This is a genomic window from Ureibacillus yapensis (assembly GCF_003515775.1).
Classification (GTDB): domain Bacteria; phylum Bacillota; class Bacilli; order Bacillales_A; family Planococcaceae; genus Ureibacillus; species Ureibacillus yapensis.
The window spans coordinates 203,959-224,217 of the sequence record NZ_QWEI01000002.1; the positions used below are offsets into that span (position 1 = coordinate 203,959).

The window sequence follows — 20,259 nt, forward strand, 5'->3', positions numbered from 1 at the left end:
AATTGTTATATAACAAGAAATTGTAAATGGAGGAGATCCTAACATGTGGGTAGTCACTGTATTTGAAAAAAATACGTATCGTATGTTTGAATTTGAAAATGAAATGGAAGCACAGCAAGTCATCAAAGGATTAAAAGGCTCCACCATTTTATCGTTTACGAAATAATCATCTTAATCCTTTGACCAAGAAACCAAGTTGAATGCAACCGTATTTGGGATAAATCTAACAAAATTTTAGGAGGCGACCCTACATGTGGGTAGTTACAATTTTTGAGGAAGACACACACCGTATATTTGAATTTGAAACAAAAGAAGAAGCACTAGCTATAATAGAAACAATTGAAAATCCAGCAATTCTAACTTTCACAAACTTAACTTTAGTAGCTTAATTATCTAAGAGGACATCTGATTGAAAGATGCCCTCTTTTTAGTTTACACGCTAATATAATTGCTATTGCCGCGTTACGTATCTATTAACAGTAGGAAGACGGGTGTGCTCGCTACTTTTCCCTACCCTCTTTGAAAAAGCGCCCCACCCTTTCTCGCTTTCTCCTCCAACCGTTGCCATCTATTGATTACTTATCCATTATTTATGTTAAATTTTCGAACATTCGAATAATAACGTTGACTTTTTTAATGATTTATTGCATATTTATTTCAATATGTATCGGCTTAACGAAGACTAGTAGGTAAATCCCTGTTGGAAAGAGAGCGATGTTCACTGGCTGAAAGACATCGTACAAAAAGGCTTATCGAACCTGCTTCGCCAGCTTCTAGCAAAACTAGACGCGACACTCGGCGTTATGAGGACAAGCGGGAATGGCAAATCGCATTCCAAACTAGGTGGTACCGCGGAAATGACAGTCTTTTTCGCCCTAATATACAGGGTGAGAAAGGCTTTTTTTATTTTTAACTAAAGAACTTATTTTACTTTGATTATCCATCATTATAGGAGGGCTTGGTGTGGAGAAGAAACGAATTGTAGTGAAAATTGGCAGCAGCTCCCTTACAAATGCTAAGGGAGAAATCGATCAAATTAAACTTAAAGACCATATTTCTGCTTTGGCTGCATTAAAAAAAGAAGGACATGATGTATTGCTTGTATCATCCGGCGCTGTGGCAGCGGGATTCAGAACATTGGGCTACCCTTCCCGCCCCATTACGTTAAAGGGCAAGCAAGCTGCAGCGGCAGTCGGCCAAAGTCTATTAATCCAATATTATACGGAGCTCTTTCAAGCACACGAGCTTTCCGTTGCGCAGGTTCTTCTTACACGGACTGACTTCTCCAAGAAAGATCGCTATAAGAATGCCTATGCAACATTCACGGAACTGCTTGCTAGAAATATACTTCCAATCATCAACGAAAATGACACAGTTTCAGTTGCCGAGCTTACTTTCGGAGATAATGATATGTTATCTGCCCTAGTTAGCGGGCTCGTTCATGCTGATTATCTCGTAATTCTAACAGATGTCAATGGGCTATATGACGATCATCCAAAAAATCCCGGGGCAACACGGATTGATCACTTATCTGACATTACTGATGAAATGCTGTCTTACACCTCTGGGCCAGGTTCCAAGGTCGGAACGGGAGGTATGGAATCCAAATTATTGGCAGCACGAAAAGCTATTTCCTCCGGAGTTAAAGTGTTTATTGGGACAGGAACGGGTCCATCAAAAATAATCGATATTTTAAACGGCAACGGAGACGGGACTTATATTGGAAACGCTGAACACAATGTTGTCCCAAACCTGAAACAATGGATTTCCCTAACCGAAACAGCAGGGAAAGTTTTTATAGATAAAGGAGCGGAAGAAGCAATCCTTTTTAACGGCAAAAGCTTGCTGCCTGCAGGAATCTATAAAATTGAAGGCGAATTTTCCGTAGGAGATGTGGTGGAGGTTTATAGCCACAGTGAACTTCTTGGCCGTGGCGAAGTCATGTATTCCAGCGAAGAATTAGCTCATGCTTTAGGAAAAAGAACGAATGAAATTTCGGCATCATCCGTCGAAGTCATTCATCGCAACAATTGGGTAAAAGTCAAAAAATAGGAGGATTACCATGAAGGACATTTTAGTAGAAAGTGAAGTTTTGCAAAAAGGGAAATTGGCAAAACAAGCAAGTTTTAACATGAATTTGAAAACAACAGCAGAGAAAAATGATGCCCTAAAGAAAATTTCGGAACAGCTGCTAATCGATCAGTCGGTGATTATTGCGGAAAATCAAAAAGATTTAGTAGCCGGTAAAGAAAAAGGTCTTACGGATTCTACTCTTGATCGAATCATGCTTGATGAAAAACGCATCAAAGCAATGGCTGAAGCAATACATCAATTAATCGACTTGGACGATCCTGTTGGTGAACTGCTGGAATCCACAACGAAAGAGAATGGCCTTCTTATCGAGAAACGCCGCGTACCAATCGGCGTCATCGGAATGATTTATGAGGCGCGTCCGAACGTTACCATTGATGCGGCTACTCTGAGTCTAAAAACGGGCAATGCCGTAATCTTGCGCGGCAGTTCTTCTGCAAAGCATTCCAATAAAGTGTTGGTTGACTCGATTCACCGCGCCTTGCAGCAAACGGAGCTTCCGCAAGAAGCAGTACAATTAATTGAAGATACAAGCCACGAAACTGCCAAGGAATTGTTTCATCTAAAACAATATTTGGATGTATTAATTCCTCGTGGAGGCAAGAAATTAATCGATTTGGTCGTAAATGAAGCGTCCGTTCCTGTTTTGGAAACAGGCGCTGGAAATTGCCATGTATTTGTTGATACGAATGCAAGATATGAAATGGCTTTAAACATAATTTTAAACGCAAAAACGCAGCGTCCTTCAGTTTGCAATGCTGCCGAAAGTTTACTTATTCAACGTGACTGGTTTAACGAACATGGCAAAAACTTATTAGTTGCCTTAACAGAAGCAGGCATAGCACTAAAAGGTGACGAACATGTATGCAAAGTCTCCCCTGCTGCTGCGCTTGCAAGTGAAGAGGACTATGCAGAAGAGTTTTTAAGTTTAACGCTTAGTGTAAAAGTGGTTGAAAACGTGTATGAAGCCATTGATCACATTAATCAATTCGGAACGCATCACTCTGAATCCATCGTGACGGAAGATTTGAATTCAGCGAAAATTTTCCAAACATCTGTAGATGCAGCGGCAGTTTATCATAATGCTTCCACTCGTTTTACAGACGGTTTCGAGTATGGATACGGCGCCGAAATCGGAATTAGCACACAAAAGTTGCATGCACGAGGTCCAATGGGATTGCCGGCATTAACTTCAACAAAATACTTTATTTTTGGAAATGGCCAAATTAGAGAATAATACAAAAAAAGGCACTTTAAACGATTTGTGTTTAAGGTGCCGATTTTTTATTGATTTGTTTCAGTATATTTTATGTCAACGATTTCTTGTGTTTGATTATTAAAGGTAATGTCAACATACACCCCGAATTCTCGCTGACCCTTTATCTTTAACCAGAGCTTGAATTTTTCTACCGAAGTGACTGCCCCTGATTCCCTTCCAATATGAAGATAATCCACAACTTCCGCTGATGAATATTTTGCCTTCACCTTCTCAATGGCCACTTTACTCCATTTTGCATAATCGGGTACCGCTTCCTGAGCATTCGCCACCTCATTGTTTGCGGGAACAGTCAATACTTTTCCAACTGCAATGGTACTTAAAATCACCAGCAAGGAAACCGCAATTTTGGTTTTCATCCAATCTCAATCCTCCTTTTCATTAGTGTTTTCATAATGAAAAAGGATATTCATTATTATGAATAACAAACTTTTCAATAACAAAAAAACCGCCTCGCGACCCCGAGAACGGTTTATCTAACTTTATATGTTGACTCCCACTTTCAGAAAGTAAGCGTTACTTATAAAGTTTTCTTTTACTTATTTGCCCTCTGTCTCCTAAGTAAAAGTTCGCTGTCTATTGTGCATCCCTGTACAACATTAATAGAAGCTGATTATGGAGTACTAGAGACAAGCTTTAGCTTTTTCCAGTTGCAAGCGGACTTGATCAAATCCTGTTCCGCCTAGAGAATGGCGACGTCGTACAGCAGCTTCAGGTGCTAAAACGTCAAATACATCCTCTTCGATTAAAACACTTTCTTTTTGCATTTCGGCAAGAGGCAAATCCAATAAATAAATCCCCTTTTGGATACAAGTAAATACAAGTTTACCCGTTACCTCGTGCGCTTCACGGAATGGCATCCCTTTTGTAGCCAAGTAATCTGCCAGTTCGGTTGCATTGGAGAAATCACTATGAACCGCTTGATGCAGCCTTTTTACATTAACAGTCATTGTACGAACCATACCTTCAAAGATTTTTAATGCACCTATGATCGTATGAACTGTATCAAACATTCCTTCTTTATCTTCCTGCATATCTTTGTTATAAGTTAAAGGCGTGCCTTTTAACACTGTCAATAAGCCCATCAGGTTACCGTATACACGACCCGTCTTGCCTCGAATCAACTCCGCCATGTCCGGATTTTTCTTTTGAGGCATGATCGATGAACCTGTCGAGAAGGCATCATCCAATTCAATAAATTTGAATTCATCCGTAGACCAGATGATAATCTCTTCTGCAAAGCGCGATAAATGCGTCATAAGCAGAGAGGAATTCGAGAGGAACTCAACGATAAAGTCCCGGTCGCTCACGGCATCCATTGAATTTTCATAAACTTTGCTGAAACCCAGCAGCTCCGCAGATTTTTCACGGTCAATCGGGAAAGTGGTTCCTGCCATTGCACCTGCACCTAATGGCAGAATGTCAATGCGTTTCATCGATTCATTGAAACGTTCTTTGTCACGCTCCAACATCCAGAAATATGCCATTAAATGATGTGCAAAGCTGATTGGCTGAGCTCGCTGCAAATGCGTATAGCCCGGTGCAATCGTTTCAACATGCTGCTCTGCCTTGTTTAAAATTGCTTTTTGGAAGGTTTCGATCAATTCAATCACTTCCACCACACGCTTTTTCAAAAACAGGTGAACATCCGTTGCCACTTGATCGTTTCGGCTTCTTCCTGTGTGCAGCTTACCGCCCACAGGACCAATTTTGTCCGTCAACATTTTTTCCAAATTCAAATGAATATCTTCATTTGCAACACTAAACTCGAGCTCTCCAGCCTCTGCGGATTTTTTCAGCTCTGCCAAGCCCCCGAGAATCTGTTCTACATCCTTAGAATCCAGAATTCCTTGGGCACCCAACATCGTTACGTGTGCAACACTTCCTTCGAGATCTTCCATTACTAACTGCTGGTCAAAGCCAATGGAAGCCCCAAATTCATCAACCCAGCTTTCAGCAGACTTTTGGAATCGTCCGCCCCATAATTTTGTCATGCAAACCACCTACTTTTATCAAGCTGCTATGCCCTTACTTTTTTGCCAATGCTTCTTTTTGTTTGTTTACTTCCGAAGCAACAACCGTCGGAAGACCCCATAATTCGATAAATCCTACAGCTGATGCATGGTTGAATTGGTCGGCTTTTGAATAAGTTGCAAGTTCTTCACTATATAAAGAATTTGGCGATTTGCGCCCCTCAACAATGGCATGGCCTTTGAATAATTTTACGCGAACCGTTCCGTTTACATATTTTTGCGTTTCTTTCAAGAATCCTTCTAATGCAACGCGAATCGGGTTGAACCATAAACCATCATAAATAATTTCAGAAAGTTTTTGCTCAATAATCGGTTTGAAGTGAGCCAATTCTTTTACAAGCGTAATATCTTCCAATTCTTTGTGTGCTGTTAAAAGAACTTTCGCACCAGGAATTTCATAAACTTCACGGGATTTGATTCCGACTAAACGGTTTTCAACGTGGTCAATACGTCCTATTCCGTGAGCGCCGGCAATTTTATTTAATTCTTGAATTAAATCTGCCAATTTCATCTCTAGGCCATTTAACGAAACCGGCTTTCCTTGAACGAATTCAATTTCAATATATTCGGCAGTGTCCGGTGCATTTTCAACGGAAACCGTTAAACCATATGCTTCTTCCGGTGGTGCTACCCATGGATCTTCCATTACGCCTGCTTCGTTTGCGCGTCCCCAAAGGTTTTGGTCGATCGAGAATGGAGAATCGATTGTAGCCGGAACAGGTACACCATGTTTTTGCGCATACTCAATTTCTTCATCACGGCTCCAACCCCATTCACGAACGGGAGCAAGCACTTCCAAATCAGGATTCAATGCCTTGATTGATACTTCAAAGCGAACCTGGTCATTTCCTTTTCCGGTACAGCCATGAGCAACTGCATCGGCATTTGTTTGATTTGCGATTTCAACCAATTTTTTCGAGATTAATGGACGAGAAAGCGCTGATACTAGCGGATACTTTTGTTCATACCAAGTGTGTCCTTGTAAAGAAATTAAAGCATAATCTTCAGCGAACTCATCTTTTGCATCTACCATGTATGATTCAATTGCCCCAACTTGCAAGGCTTTATTTTTGATAAATTCAAGATCTTTTCCTTCTCCAACATCCAGGCAAACCGCGATTACATCCCAGCCTTGTTCCTTTAACCATGGAATTGCAACAGATGTATCAAGACCACCTGAATAAGCTAATACTACTTTTTTATTTGCCATTGAAATAGCGCCTCCGATACCCTCTTTGTATTTTTATACATTAAGATAATTGTTTATACACGAATATTAACATGTTATAAAAATAAATACAAGTGCATTTTTATAAAATTTTAGATTTTTAAAACTAATTTAACACTTCCTTTAAATTTTAGCTGGTGGGATATTTATTTGGCTGACGACCGGGCTTTCTTCGTTAGCTTGTCGCATTCCATACCCCTCCTTTACTCGATAAAAAATAAACTCCATTCAAATTGGCTGAATGGAGTTAAAGAAGCGTTCACTGCTTCGTATATTCAGTTATTTTTTATTAAAAAAGCCGCTTCCCAGCTTTTCAACGATTGTTGGCGCAACAGCATAAAGTTTGCTTGTCACGGACATTATTTTGGGTAAATTCACTTCCCGAACCGGGCGATCAATTGTTCTTACCACTTCAAATGCTACCTTTTCCGGTTTTAATAGGAAACGTTCAATTGCTTCCCGATAGGTATTTGTGGCATCGGCCTTTTGCAGAAAGGGCGTGTCGATTGGTCCGGGATAAATGGCCGTAACTTGTATATTATAAGGAGCAAGTTCCATTCTAAAGCCATTTGCAAAACCGGTAATTGCATGCTTGGATGCTGCGTAGACGCTTGCTTTTCTAGTGGCGACCTTTCCTGCTTGAGATCCAATAAATATAAACTGCCCCGATTGTCTGTTCATCATCTTGCTTGCCAATCTTTTCGATAAATAAATGGGTGCTTTCACATTAACATTAATCATCGCCTCAATTTCATCATCCGATAAATCCACCGCGTTTTCAAAAATGCCAACCCCTGCATTCACTATTGCCACATCTATTTCCGGAAGTTTGCCGCAAACCTTTTCGATATCTTGAATTTGAGACAAATCTGCCTGGAACACCTTTGCTCCAAGTCTTGATAATGTTGCCAGGGAAGACTCGTTTCTTCCTGTGGCATAAACAGTGTGCCCTTTTTGAATGCAAAGTTCTGTTATGATTCTTCCAATTCCACTGGTTGCCCCTGTGATAAAAATTGTTTTTTTATTCATAAAAATGCATATCCCTTTCCTTCTTCATACTATTAGAGGAAGTTTTCCTGATTTTTAAAGAACCATTTATCGGGTAAAAAAACAAAAAAATGATAAAGAAAATTGGCATACCGGTCAAAGCGGTATGCCAAAGACAAAACCAGGAACCTTAGACCTGCTCCATTCCAAGAAGTTGAAACATCTCTTCTTTGGAGATAAGGAAATCAGCCAAGGTATAGCGGTCGAGAACTTGTAAATAAGCCATTAATGCTTCATTTAGTGCATATTTTAATTGGCAAGCCGGCGATAACTTGCATAGATTGTTTTCGGGACTAAAGCATTCAACCAGATGAAAATCCTCTTCTGTATGACGGACAACTTGTCCGATATTAATTTCTTCTGGTTTTACATTTAATCGAATTCCCCCGCTTCGGCCCCGAATCGTTTCGATTAAACCGAGCTGGCCCAAATCGTGGGTTACCTTCATCAAATGATTTTTTGAAATACTATAATTTTCCGCAATTTCTTGTATGGTCGATAAACGATCACTTCCCTTTATGCCGAGATAGAGCAACACTCGCAGGGAATAGTCGGTATACAAAGTTAAGCGCATTTATTAACACCACTCTTTCTCTAATTGGATTATAACATCTATGCGACCTATTTTTAAAAAGATTGCTGAAAGAAAGGAATCCGTTTAAAAGATGTATCTTAAATACATCATTTGTGTCAGATTTGTTAAAGATGTATTTCATATATTGCTTTTAATTTCCAATAGGCGTATTCTGACGATGTAAACATTGAGAGGACGTGATGATATGTTATCACAGCAAACAATTGACATTATTAAATCAACGGTACCAGTATTAGAACAACATGGAGTAACAATTACAAAAACTTTCTACAGCAATATGTTTCAAAAACATCCTGAACTTTTAAATTATTTTAACCGTGCCAACCAAGCGAGAGGCCGCCAACAAACAGCGTTGGCAAACACAGTTTTAGCAGCAGCGAAGTATATCGATAATTTGCAAGCGATTGTACCGGCTGTTATGCAAATCGCACACAAACACCGCGGCTTGGGAATTCTGCCGGAACATTATCCAATCGTGGGTGAAAACTTATTAGGGGCTATTAAAGAAGTTCTTGGCGATGCAGCGACAGACGAAATTATCAATGCTTGGGCAGAAGCATTCGGCGTAATTGCCGACGTATTCATTTCAATTGAGGAAGATTTATATAAAGAAGCTGAAAAAGATGGTGGCTGGAGATTATTTAAACCATTAAAGGTAGCTAGAAAAGTGAAAGAAAACGACATGGTTACATCATTCTATTTAGTTCCTGAAGATGGAAGCACATTGCCTGATTTCAAAGCAGGTCAATATATTACACTTCGCGTGAAGGTTCCTGGCGACGAATATACATCAAACCGTCACTATACTTTATCTCAACCTTCTAATGCAAACGAGTTCCGTATTTCCGTAAAACGCGAAGATGCAGTTGACCCACAGGGAGTTGTTTCCAACTATTTGCATGAAGGAGTAAATGAAGGCGACCTTCTAGATGTAAGTGCACCAGCTGGATTGTTCACTTTGGAAGAAAACAGCAATCCTGTGTTATTTGTCAGTGGAGGAATTGGCGTAACACCATTAAATTCAATGCTGCAAGCAATGGAATTAGGACGTCCTGTTACGTTCATCCAATGTGCACGAAACGAAAAGGCAGTTGCTTTCAAAGAGCAAGTTTCCAAAAAAATTGATGAATTAAACGGTTCTTATCGAGTTTTATTCTCAGACGTGACTGGCTACGTTACAAAAGAAGATTTAGCTCCGTTTGTGAAAGAAAATACGGAAGTTTACGTTTGTGGTCCAGCACCATTTATGCAAACGGTCATTTCCATCGCACATGATCTAGACCTGCCAAGCGAAAACATTCATTTCGAATTCTTCGGTCCAGCAATGTCTTTGGAAGCAGCAGCAAGCGCAAACTAATCGCACAAAAATAAAGGGCAACTAGAAGTACGTTTCTAGTTGCCCTCTTTTGATTTGCTTAGGCAGGCGTATAAATATTGACTCCATTTACCTCTTCAACACGCACTACCCCATCCCTAATTAAACAGTCCAGATAGCCCAGCGTTTTTGAAAGTGTAAGCCCTAATTCCGTTTTATAGTTTGCAGGATATAAATCCATCGTCAGCTGCAGTACTGTTTTCGGACCATTGATGTGATGAATTAATTGTTCCAGGCGCATTTCATCCCTCTTCAGACGGTTTTCAATTAATTGATTGACAGATGTAATAACATCGCCATGACCCGGATAAACTTTGGCTGCATCTAAATCCCGTAACAGCTTTAAAGATTCTTGTTGCTGAATCAAGGATTTAGGGCGTTCATACGAAAGGTCCGTCGGTGGTTCTACGAGTGGGTTTGGCGCTACTCTTTCCAACAATAAATCTCCACCAATTACTTCTTTTGTCGACTCTTCAATAAAAATAAGATGGCTTTGTGCATGTCCGGGAGTATAGATGGCTTTTAAACCGGGATGGCCAGGAATCTCTTCCCCGTCGCTAATAAATTTTGTTAATGGAGTTGTGCCATACAACAATAAAGCTTCTTTTTGCTCCACTATTTTATCAAGGTATTGCTCGGGCACAGCTTGAAGCTGCAATTGCTGAATATAAAAGGTTGTGCGATAAGCCATGAATTCTGGGGTCTTGCGCAGAAAATGATCATTGTATTCATGGCCGAGGATATCCGCTTCCGGGAATGCATCCACCCACCCGGAATGGTCGGGATGATGATGGGTCAGGACAACTTGTTCAACATCATTCAAATTGTAGCCTGCTTCCTTAAGACCCCGCTCTATTGCTTCCAATGCTTCCGGTGTTTTAGGTCCCACATCAAAAAGGGATAATCGATCTCCTTTTACTAAAAAAGCATTCACATCACCAATTGGATATGGAGTGGGTATAACGATTGTATGTATATTCATGGATAAACCTCCTTAAATTGCGGCCGAACCTATTTTTTCCCTTGTTATGAATTGCTATTCAATCATTTTATCTCTTTTTTTCTGTTTCGTCACCTATCTAATTGACAGAATGGAAAAGTGTGAATATAATTTTCATAATTCAATTTTTAAATGCGATGATGAAGACAAGTAAATGAAATGACGGTTAAAGAGAGTGCTGCATTTGGTGTGAGCAGCATAACCCCCTTATTTCATTGAACCTACTTCTGAGCAGTCATGAAAACATGGCCGTAGCCTCTGCGATAATGAGGATTCGAGTTGTGCCTGCTATGGGCAAACAAAGGTGGTACCGCGGAATAGTTTAAGCGTTTTCGTCCTTACTATAAGGATGGAGGCGCTTTTTATATTGAATCGTTTCGTCCTTTGAATCATAACATTACACATCTTTTACGGAGGGTTATTTATGAAAAAAATATTGTTTATTGGCGCTGGCTCAATGGCCGAAGCACTGATTAACGGCTGGGTCGAGCAGGAAGTTGTTCATGGCCAAAACATCTATATCACGAATCGTTCAAATCGTGACAGACTTATTGAATTGAACCAGAAATATGGTGTCAATATTTTGGATGAGACGAAAAAAATTGGTGAGATGGACATAATTATATTAGCCATGAAACCAAAAGACGCCATTGCTGCAATGGAAAATATCCGCCCATTTATTTCTGGGCATACAGCGATTCTTTCTGTTCTTGCCGGAATTGAAATACGTACAATAGAAGAAGGCTTGGGAAGCCGAGCAATTGCCCGCGTTATGCCAAATACCTCCGCAACGATTGGTATGTCTGCAAGTGGGATTTCATTCAATGAATTTGTCGATGACAGCCAAAAAGCAATCTATTTAGAAATGCTGGAGGCAATTGGGATCGTCATTGAAGTGGAAGAAGATAAACTGCATGCTGTAACGGCTCTTTCAGGCAGTGGGCCGGCATATCTTTATTATTTACTTGAGGCGTGGGAATCGGTTGGAACTGAGTTTGGTTTGTCAAAAGAAGTAGTTCGCCAGTTAATGGTTCAAACCATTGCCGGCTCGGCGGCTATGCTTAAATTAGGAAAAGAAGAACCAAATGTTTTACGCAGAAAAGTGACAAGTCCGGGCGGCACCACGGAAGCAGGCATAAAAGCTTTGGAAAAGAATCATTTTAACGAAGCAATATATGCTTGTATTAAAAGTGCTGAATCAAAATCACGAGAATTAGCAAAAGTTGTTACGCACAAGTAATTCAAACGATAGCTTTAATATTAATTCGCTAATTATTTCTCTTTTAATAGCGTTATTTCCTAGGAAATGTTGTTTTTTACTATTTCCCTTTGTCGAAAAGTGTATTTTTGCCTATTTACAACATTCATACATTTACATTTCTCTCTTTTTTACAATAAAAATCGCCAAAAAAGAAGGTTCTTTTTTGGCGATTTTTTTGATTTACGCGATTATTTCCCTTGAGATCAGCTTTGGGAAATTTAGCAGAAAACCAACGAATTGTTGGCATTTCCCACACCATTCATTGCGCAATAATCGCTATTTTTCAATTTTCGACTAGAATTCCATTTTTCCAGTCAAATTCCGAGAAATCATTGGCAATATACACATTCTCAAATATTTCCCGCGCTTGATCCACGAATTCTTTAAGGTCTTGCGGCAAAAAACGGGCACTAATATGATTTAAAATTAAATTTTTCGCCTCGGATTGTCGAGCAATTTCAGCAGCTTCCAAGTTTGTTGCATGTCCGTAACTCGCAGCCAGGTGTACCGTTTTATGGTCAAATGTAGCTTCATGAACGATAATATCTGCATTGCTGCTTAACACTTTTGCTGCTTCACAATATTTCGTGTCCCCTAAAATAGTTACTACAAACCCCTGTTTTGGAGGTGCGGTCACGTCCTTGCTTAAAATGGTAAAACCATTTTCCAAGGTTACATCCTCGCCCTGCTTTAATCTTCCTAATAGCGGACCTTTCGGAACACCAAATTCTTTGGCTTTGTCGATCAAAAGTTCCCCAGGCAAAGGTTTTTGTTCAATTCGATAACCGTAGCAAGGAACCACATGCTGGAGCAATTTGGCCGTTACGATAAATTGCTCATCTTCAAACACAGTTCCTTCTTGAACTTCCACAAATTCGAGTGGATAGGTTAAATGCGTTTTGGATACCTCAAAACTAGCATAGACCCATTCCTTCAATCCTTTTGGACCATATACTGTCAATGTCTCTTCACCACCCAAAAATGAGCGGGAACTCAAAAAACCCGGCAATCCAAAAATATGATCGCCATGCAAATGTGTGATGAACACTTTTTCAACTTTTCGCGGTCGAATGGTTGTATGTAAAATTTGATGCTGGGTTGCTTCCCCACAATCAAATATCCATACTGTGCCACGTTCCTCCAGCAGCTTTAACGCGAGGGCACTTGTATTTCTTTCTTTAGATGGCATGCCAGCCCCTGTACCCAAAAATTGTAGTTGCATAAAATCTTCTCCGTTCCTTGCTCAAGATTGCTTTACCGGTCTTTTAAATCCTCAAAAAAGTCTTTGCTGAAGCTTGTTTTGGACGCGTAACTTTTTTTGTTGATTTCGATTCCCTTTTGAATGGCTCCCTTGCCAAACTTTTTTTCAATCTCATCAATAATATTATAAATTGGCTCTTGTTTAGCAAATTGTTCAAAATTGAAAAGTGATAGTTGTTCTGCGGATTGTCTGCGCTCCAATACGTTGGAAACCGTAATTCCTAAAAGGCGAATTGGAACCCCATCCCAGGATTTATGAAATAGTTCCAATGCTTCTTCATAAATTCTATTTTTCTCATGAATGGGATTTTGAAAGGTTTTGCTTTTTGAATGGTTATGCCAATCTGCATCCCGAATTTGGATGCTGATGGTGGTTCCGCACAATTTTTTGGCATCCAAACGCTCTGCAACTTTTTCGGAAAGCTTTAGAAAGGTCTTTTCCAACACGTCAATATCTGTTTCATCGAATGGCAATGTTGTCGAATTGCCCACACTTTTTGTCTGATAAATGGCATTTGGGTCAACCTCGCGTGTGTCTTCCCCATTCGCTCTCCTTTTTAAACGTTCTCCATTTTTCCCTAACGCCTTTTTAATTATAAGTTCATCGATATGGGCTAAATCCCCGATTGTCTCTACTTTAATGGCGGCCAATTTTTTTGCTGTACTTTCTCCCACTCCATGCATGTTAATGACCGGCAATGGCCATAATTTTTCAGGTACATCTCGCTTGCGCAAGACCGTAATGCCCATTGGTTTCTTCATATCCGACGCAGTTTTGGCCAAAAATTTATTGGGTGCTATGCCGATTGAGCATGGAAGATCCAGTTCACGATAAATTCTCATTTGAATTTCTTTTGCAATCTCAAGCGGATGGCGTTCATCCGATATTTCGGAAATATCCAAATAGCCTTCATCAATCGAAACGGGTTCAATCAAATTCGTATAACTTCTTAAGATGGAAAACATGGCTTTAGAGGCAGTACGATATTTTTGAAAATCGGGAGGCAATAAAATCAGCTCCGGCAATTTGCGCAAAGCTTCCCCAACACTCATGGTTGTATAAATGCCTTTTGCTCTGGCTTCGTAAGAACTTGTCACGATAATGCCTCTTCTTTCCTTCGGATTGCCTGCAATCGCGATGGCTTTCCCTTTCAACTCGGGATTATAGGCTTGCTCAACAGAAGCATAAAAGCTATTCATATCCACATGTAAAATAATCCGTGCTTTTGCCATGTTTTCACCTCCGTTGCTATTATAAAATACGCCTTGGCGTATATTTCACTTCCTCTTCTCTTTCGCGCAGAAAACAACTGTCGCAGGATGCGACATTCCTAGGCTAACTTCCTCATTAAACTTTCGAAAATCTTTGACATCCGCCAAATGTCTTAACTTCACTCAGCTTCAAATTCATCTGACCACTTTCAAAAGTGGAAGGCTTCTGTATATGTCGCTAGTTTAGGTAAGAATATTTGCTGAATGAAGATAATTTTATCATAAATAGGTTAACATATACATTTTACACCACTTGCTATGGCAAGTATCAAAACTAAAAAACATTCCCAGCAAACTTTTTAATGTCTGCCAGAAATGTTTAAATTAATTATTTGTCAGAACGCCTTCTTTTTGATTAAGCTTCGTTTCTTCAATTTCTTTATTCTCTTCAATTTCTTCATATAAGGTAACTTTTCTAGTATCGGGCGCGAAGAAAGATAACAGCAATGAAATGAACAAACCAGCCATCATTAATCCTCCGAAAACAAAAGGGTTTGGGCCAAATCGATCGGCAACAACCGTCCAAAGCATCGGACCGAAACCCGCTACAGCCGCAGCAATTTGATAACTGAAGGATAACCCAGTATATCGTACATTAGCTGGGAACAATTCCGAAAAGAAAGTACCTTGAGTGGAAAAAATGGCACCCCAAAGAATTCCTAAAACTACTGCTTGCATTATATAAAATAATATTTCGCTTTCCGGAATGATTAAAAAATACGGAATCGCTAATACAAACATTCCTATTAAACTACCCACATAAATAATTTTACGACCGATGAAGTCTGAGAAATACCCTACCAGTGGAATAGAAACCAGCATTGTAATACATCCAATGGATACACCCATCAACGCAATATCTTTACTATAACTTAAATAAGTAGTTGCGTAAGTTATAATAAAGGACATAATGAAAACATTGAACAATCCATCGCCAAGCTTTAAACCAATAATACGCAATACATCTTTTGAATTATATTTGAATAAGTTCACGACAGGCATTTTTGCAAGTTGGCCATTTTCTTTTTTATGCTGAAATTCCGGAGTTTCTTCAATTCCGCTGCGAATCCAAACAGCTATAAGAATTAAAACGATACTAAATAAAAATGGAATTCTCCATCCCCATGCCAAAAATTGTGCGTCTGTAGTTAATGCACTAATAATACTGAAGCTAAATGTACCCAATACTAAACCGATTGGAACACCTAGCTGAGGAATTGAACCGAACAAACCTCGAATTCCCTTTGGAGCTGATTCTGTTGCCAACAATACTGCTCCTCCCCATTCTCCGCCTAAGGCAAACCCTTGTACCAAACGCAAGACAACGAGCAAGACGGGTGCCATGATTCCAATTTGCTGGTAGGTTGGCAACAAGCCCATCAGGAAGGAAGAGCCACCCATACCTATTAAAGTCAACATAAGTGATGCTTTTCTTCCGATTCTATCGCCCATATGACCAAACAATAGACTTCCAATTGGTCTTGCTGCATATCCTGCCCCAAATGTGGCAAAGGCTAGGATGATTGAGATTGCCGGATCTGCAGATGGAAAAAACAAGGATGAAAAAACTAACCCAGTGGCTGTTCCATAAAGATAGAAATCATACCACTCTATGACAGAACCAATTAAACTGGCAAATAAAATTCTTATCTTTTTCATAAAATCCTCCAAACTTTATATTAATCTAATTTTAGATTGCCTTACATCTAGAACAAATATGTATTTTACAATCTATTGTGGAATAAATTTCCTATATCATTATACTGTCCTTCTAAATTGGAGTCAATAAGAATTCAGATAATTCCATATAATTAGATAACTATTGAAGGATTATCGCTTTAGAAATCGGGCATTATTTTAATTATAAAAAATAAAAGCATTCCCATTAAAAAAACAAGGGAATGCTTTTATCTTTAGTTTAAATATTTGACAATGCAAAATTATTATTTTGCATATGTTTCTTCAAGCCATTTTAATTGTTGCTCGACAAATTCTTCGGATAAGTCATGTTTTTCAATAAAACGGTTGCGTTCATGTTTCGAACATTCGATTGTACATCCGCCAAGATGCTTCAACTCATTCTCTTCCGAAGCGATAATTTGTTTATTGCATTCCGGATTAGCGCAGTTGATGTAGCGTTCACATGGCGTGCCGTCAAAATGGTCTTTCCCGACAATCACGTGCTCAACTTGGTTAATCGGAACCGTTAAACGCTCGTCAAATACGTACATTTGTCCATCCCAAAGTTGGCCTTTTGCTACTGGGTCTTTACCGTAAGTCGCCACACCGCCGTGCAGCTGTCCCACATCTTCCCCAATACCTTCGCGTTTTAACCAGCCGGAGAATTTCTCGCAGCGAATACCGCCTGTACAATAAGTTAATACACGTTTGCCTTCAAATAACTCTTTGTTATCACGGACCCATTGAGGTGTATCACGGAAAGTTTCAACTTCCGGACGAATCGCACCGCGGAAATGGCCAACATCATACTCATATGTGTTGCGGACATCAAGTACAACAGTATCTTCATGTTGCATTTCTTCCAGGAATTGTTCAGGTGATAGGTAGCGACCAGTAATTTCATGCGGGTTGATGTCATCTTCCAAACTTAAGTTAACAAGCTCAGGACGCGGGCGCACATGCATTTTCTTGAACGCATGACCTTCCGCTTCGTCAATTTTGAAAACAATGCCTTCAAATAGTGGATCGTTTTTCATCATTTCCATATAAGCATTTGTATCCTCAATCGTTCCGGATACTGTCCCGTTGATTCCTTCTGTTGCTACCAAAATACGGCCTTTTAAATTTAGTTCTTTACATTTAGCCAAGTGCTCGGCTGAAAAAGCTGCCGGATCTTCTATGGTTGTATAAAAATAATAAAGCAAAACTCTGTAGTTCATTACTATTCCACCTATCAGTTATATTTGCAGGATATATTGATAGTATATCTCTTGTTTTCAATCGCTACCTGCATCAAGCAACAGCAATTAAAAACAGCGTATTTAATTATACGGGATTCTTCGAGAAAAAGCAAACAAAAAAAAGATTGCACCGTTTCATTTAGAATGAAAAATCACTCCATTTTTCCACTCTTAGTATACCTGCATCCCGGTTATAGGATTGATCTTTCACGTAGACTTTTGTGGAAATATCCTTTAACGTATCCAGCACAGCTGGTTTATCATCGAAATAATAATCCAGATTCAAGTCTTTTATAATATTGATTTTCTCTTGATCCTGCATGCCACAGTAAAAACGCTCGTCATGGACCGGGAAACCTTGATCTTTCACCCATTGCCGTGTTTGGGAACAATATTGTTTTGGACGGGAAGTAATATAGTAAATTTCATGCCCTTGCCGTTCAAGTTCAGTCAACAACTCAAGCGCACCTTCAAAAACAGGGCAATCCGTGAAATAAATTTCTTCCAGCAAGCTATTCCACATTCTGCCCCCCGCTTCAGCATCCATTCCGAACGCTTCATGGATTTCCACAGTTTTTAATTCGCGAAATACTTCCAGTCCAATCGAGAGGTTCAGTTTTCGATTGTAGATGTGAAAGGCATGCTCCCGCAAATTAATTAAAGTATCATCAATATCAAAGCCAAATCTCAAGTAAAGCGCCTACTTTCTTATGAATAAATGACAAATTGCGTGGCAAAATTTTGTTCTTTCTCAATCTGAATTGCCTGCAATTTCTCTACTTCTTTTTTTCTTTTTGTTGCACAGACCGCAAAATCCAGTTCCTCGATCTTTTCTTTTGATAAAAGTTTTGCCATTTCCTCTGCATCCTTCATGGCGCTATTCAATCCAAACGCGCCTGTTGGGGTCATCGTATGAACCGCATCGCCTATCAATACAACGCCCGCTTTCCCCCAACAGTCCGTAAAATTGCTATGAACGTCAAGCAGTACGAAATCCTGCCAGCTTTGTATATGGCTCTCAACGGTCTCTTTCAACTGTGGAAAAGCTTTTATTAATTTATCGATAAATGGGGTAAAGGGCTGTTTCCGCAATTCCGGAAACGAATTTTCGGGAATATTCCAACCAATTTGAATGTACCCTTTTGCTTGGGTAAATAATGAAAGCTGCATGCCATCAATCAAAGCCATCTTGATGGACGGTTCCCAATTTAGCGGGGCTGGAATTCTTGCCCACAATAAATCATAACCATGCTTTCTTACAGTAACGTCGATTCCCGCTTTTTTGCGCACGGTAGAATAGCGTCCATCCGCACCTATTACCAAATTGCTTTCAATAGTGAATTCTTTTCCTTTATGACTTGCTCTCACACCATAAAAGCAGGATGAATCGTCTTTTAATAGATCCACCACTCTCGTATTGGTCATTAAAGTAAAATGCGAATATTTTTTTGCTTCTCCCAGTATTACTTGAAGTAAATGCGACTGGGGAACATGAATGCCAAGATGCCCTACTTTTGGGTCAGGATAGATGGTTTTAAACAGCTTCCCATCTTCCCAATATTCGAGTGTTTCCATACGAAGCAATCCCAATTGTTCTACTTTATCGAATAGCCCATATTCTTTTAAAATGGCTTCGCCTTCTTCATTCAAATGTTCGCCGCGAAATTCTTTTGCAATTTCGCCATGTCGTTCAAGCAATATAACGGATATGCCTTGTTTCGCCAATAAATACGAAAGTAAAGCTCCACCAGGTCCAGCGCCTACAATACAAACATCCGTCTTCAAGTTCATTTTTCTTCACCTAGTTTCGGATAGGCCGAAATAAACAAATCAGGACCAATTTGTTCAAAAGAATGGAATTCCAGCTGAACAGCATCGTCCATTTTCTCTAAATCCAACCCGGCAAAAGGCGTTTTCGAATGGCTTCCACCCAGTACCTTTGGTGCGATATACACAAGGAATTTATTAATATGGTTTCCTCTAAGGAAGGAAGCATTTACGTCAGCTCCACCTTCCACCATTAGATCCGTTATTCCGGCTTTAAATAATTCATGGAGTGTTTCGTCTAAATCCAATCCACTGTCCGTTTTGGATACCGTCAAAATTTGTACACCCTGTTCCTTCAATTGCCCAATTTTCTCGTTATCGGCATCTTTCCCGCAAACAATAATCGTTTGAGCTTCTGTTGTATCGGCGACATTTGAGTTCAATGGAGTTTTCAACTCGCTATCCAAAATGATACGAACCGGATTCTTTCCTTTTTTATAAGAAAGTCTTGTTGTGAGCGAAGGATTATCCGCCAGCACCGTTCCCACACCAACTAAAATGCCGTCTACTCTATCCCGAAGTTCATGCACATGTTGGCGTGCCTCTACGCTTGTAATCCATTGAGAGTGGCCGGTATGTGCGGCAATTTTACCATCCAAGGTCATGGCAAATTTCGAAATAACGAACGGTTTATCCGTCAACATATTATGAATAAAACGCTCGTTCAATTGACGGGCCTCTTCCTCCAACAAACCAACCTCGACTTCAATTCCCGCTTCTTTTAACAAATTAATGCCGCGTCCGGCAACAGATGGATTCGGATCCATCGTTGCTACAACAACGCGGCTAACTTCCGATTCTTTTACTAATTTCGCGCACGGTGGTGTTTTCCCGTAATGCGAACACGGCTCTAGCGTTACATACAAAGTTGCTCCTTTTGCATGCTCGCCCGCCATGTTAAAGGCATGTACTTCAGCATGCGGTTCGCCTGCTTTTCGATGCAGGCCTGTCCCTACAATTACACCATTTTTCACTAGAACTGCTCCCACACAAGGATTCGGGTTTGTTCTTCCCTTGGCGGAAGCAGCCAAGTCCAAAGCCAATTGCATATACTCGCGATCAGTTTTCATCTA

Annotated in this window: 19 protein-coding genes and 1 other annotated feature; of the genes, 6 read left to right on the forward strand and 13 right to left on the reverse strand. The window is 39.9% G+C overall.

All coding sequences use genetic code 11. The features are described 5' to 3' along the window. Positions 1-43: 43 nt before the first annotated feature. The 4 genes from D1B33_RS18725 (at position 44) to D1B33_RS05720 (ending at position 3,328) form a co-directional block, all read left to right on the forward strand. Positions 44-166, forward strand: coding sequence for a hypothetical protein (locus D1B33_RS18725; protein ID WP_267897027.1), 123 nt, complete (start codon positions 44-46; stop codon positions 164-166). A gap of 85 nt (positions 167-251) precedes the next feature. Beyond that, positions 252-389, forward strand: coding sequence for a hypothetical protein (locus tag D1B33_RS18565; protein ID WP_199677362.1), 138 nt, complete (start codon positions 252-254; stop codon positions 387-389). Between the two features lie 574 nt (positions 390-963). After that, a complete protein-coding gene (proB, locus tag D1B33_RS05715; RefSeq protein WP_118875413.1) occupies positions 964-2,052 on the forward strand; it encodes a glutamate 5-kinase in 1,089 nt (362 codons plus the stop codon). 10 nt (positions 2,053-2,062) lie between these two features. Next, complete coding sequence (locus D1B33_RS05720; RefSeq protein WP_118875414.1) at positions 2,063-3,328, forward strand: glutamate-5-semialdehyde dehydrogenase; 1,266 nt, start codon at positions 2,063-2,065, stop codon at positions 3,326-3,328. A gap of 47 nt (positions 3,329-3,375) precedes the next feature. On the opposite strand, the gene D1B33_RS05725 is transcribed toward D1B33_RS05720, so the two are convergent. From D1B33_RS05725 to D1B33_RS05745, 5 genes are all read right to left on the reverse strand, one after another. After that, complete coding sequence (locus D1B33_RS05725) at positions 3,376-3,726, reverse strand: DUF3889 domain-containing protein (protein WP_118875415.1); 351 nt, start codon at positions 3,724-3,726, stop codon at positions 3,376-3,378. Between the two features lie 264 nt (positions 3,727-3,990). Next, positions 3,991-5,361, reverse strand: a complete 1,371-nt coding sequence (gene argH, locus D1B33_RS05730) for an argininosuccinate lyase (RefSeq protein ID WP_118875416.1) — start codon at positions 5,359-5,361, stop codon at positions 3,991-3,993. Between the two features lie 34 nt (positions 5,362-5,395). Beyond that, positions 5,396-6,610, reverse strand: a complete 1,215-nt coding sequence (locus D1B33_RS05735) for an argininosuccinate synthase (protein WP_118875417.1) — start codon at positions 6,608-6,610, stop codon at positions 5,396-5,398. A 297-nt stretch (positions 6,611-6,907) separates the two neighbouring features. Continuing rightward, positions 6,908-7,657, reverse strand: a complete 750-nt coding sequence (locus D1B33_RS05740) for an SDR family NAD(P)-dependent oxidoreductase (RefSeq protein WP_118875418.1) — start codon at positions 7,655-7,657, stop codon at positions 6,908-6,910. A gap of 148 nt (positions 7,658-7,805) precedes the next feature. Then, positions 7,806-8,249: an RrF2 family transcriptional regulator gene (locus D1B33_RS05745; protein WP_118875419.1), complete on the reverse strand. Its 444-nt coding sequence runs from the start codon at positions 8,247-8,249 to the stop codon at positions 7,806-7,808. Between the two features lie 205 nt (positions 8,250-8,454). Between D1B33_RS05745 and hmpA the strand changes: the two genes are divergently transcribed. Further along, on the forward strand, positions 8,455-9,627 hold the full coding sequence (hmpA, locus tag D1B33_RS05750; protein ID WP_118875420.1) for an NO-inducible flavohemoprotein: 1,173 nt from the start codon (positions 8,455-8,457) through the stop codon (positions 9,625-9,627). Positions 9,628-9,685: 58 nt separating this feature from the next. Here the strand turns inward: hmpA and D1B33_RS05755 are convergent, their stop codons facing one another. Further along, positions 9,686-10,627: an MBL fold metallo-hydrolase gene (locus D1B33_RS05755; protein WP_118875421.1), complete on the reverse strand. Its 942-nt coding sequence runs from the start codon at positions 10,625-10,627 to the stop codon at positions 9,686-9,688. Positions 10,628-10,773: 146 nt separating this feature from the next. Continuing rightward, positions 10,774-10,988 (forward strand) — a binding site (T-box leader). An 81-nt stretch (positions 10,989-11,069) separates the two neighbouring features. Between D1B33_RS05755 and proC the strand changes: the two genes are divergently transcribed. Next, a complete protein-coding gene (gene proC, locus D1B33_RS05760) occupies positions 11,070-11,885 on the forward strand; it encodes a pyrroline-5-carboxylate reductase (protein ID WP_118875422.1) in 816 nt (271 codons plus the stop codon). A gap of 304 nt (positions 11,886-12,189) precedes the next feature. Here proC and rnz read toward each other — a convergent pair whose 3' ends face one another. The 7 genes from rnz to ribD form a co-directional block, all read right to left on the reverse strand. Next, positions 12,190-13,128 carry a ribonuclease Z gene (rnz, locus tag D1B33_RS05765; protein WP_118875423.1) on the reverse strand — a complete coding sequence of 313 codons (939 nt, stop codon included), beginning with the start codon at positions 13,126-13,128 and terminating at the stop codon, positions 12,190-12,192. Positions 13,129-13,160: 32 nt separating this feature from the next. Next, entirely contained in the window at positions 13,161-14,399 is a 1,239-nt protein-coding gene (locus D1B33_RS05770; protein WP_118875424.1) for a DNA polymerase IV, read from the reverse strand. A gap of 363 nt (positions 14,400-14,762) precedes the next feature. Beyond that, complete coding sequence (locus D1B33_RS05775) at positions 14,763-16,097, reverse strand: MFS transporter (protein ID WP_118875425.1); 1,335 nt, start codon at positions 16,095-16,097, stop codon at positions 14,763-14,765. Positions 16,098-16,381: 284 nt separating this feature from the next. Further along, complete coding sequence (gene trhO / locus D1B33_RS05780; RefSeq protein WP_118875426.1) at positions 16,382-17,338, reverse strand: oxygen-dependent tRNA uridine(34) hydroxylase TrhO; 957 nt, start codon at positions 17,336-17,338, stop codon at positions 16,382-16,384. A 160-nt stretch (positions 17,339-17,498) separates the two neighbouring features. Then, on the reverse strand, positions 17,499-18,050 hold the full coding sequence (locus D1B33_RS05785) for a 5' nucleotidase, NT5C type (RefSeq protein WP_118875427.1): 552 nt from the start codon (positions 18,048-18,050) through the stop codon (positions 17,499-17,501). 17 nt (positions 18,051-18,067) lie between these two features. After that, positions 18,068-19,150 carry an FAD-dependent monooxygenase gene (locus tag D1B33_RS05790; RefSeq protein ID WP_118875428.1) on the reverse strand — a complete coding sequence of 361 codons (1,083 nt, stop codon included), beginning with the start codon at positions 19,148-19,150 and terminating at the stop codon, positions 18,068-18,070. Further along, a complete protein-coding gene (gene ribD, locus D1B33_RS05795; RefSeq protein ID WP_118875429.1) occupies positions 19,147-20,256 on the reverse strand; it encodes a bifunctional diaminohydroxyphosphoribosylaminopyrimidine deaminase/5-amino-6-(5-phosphoribosylamino)uracil reductase RibD in 1,110 nt (369 codons plus the stop codon). The genes D1B33_RS05790 and ribD overlap by 4 nt, the downstream gene beginning before the upstream one ends. Positions 20,257-20,259 lie beyond the last annotated feature (3 nt).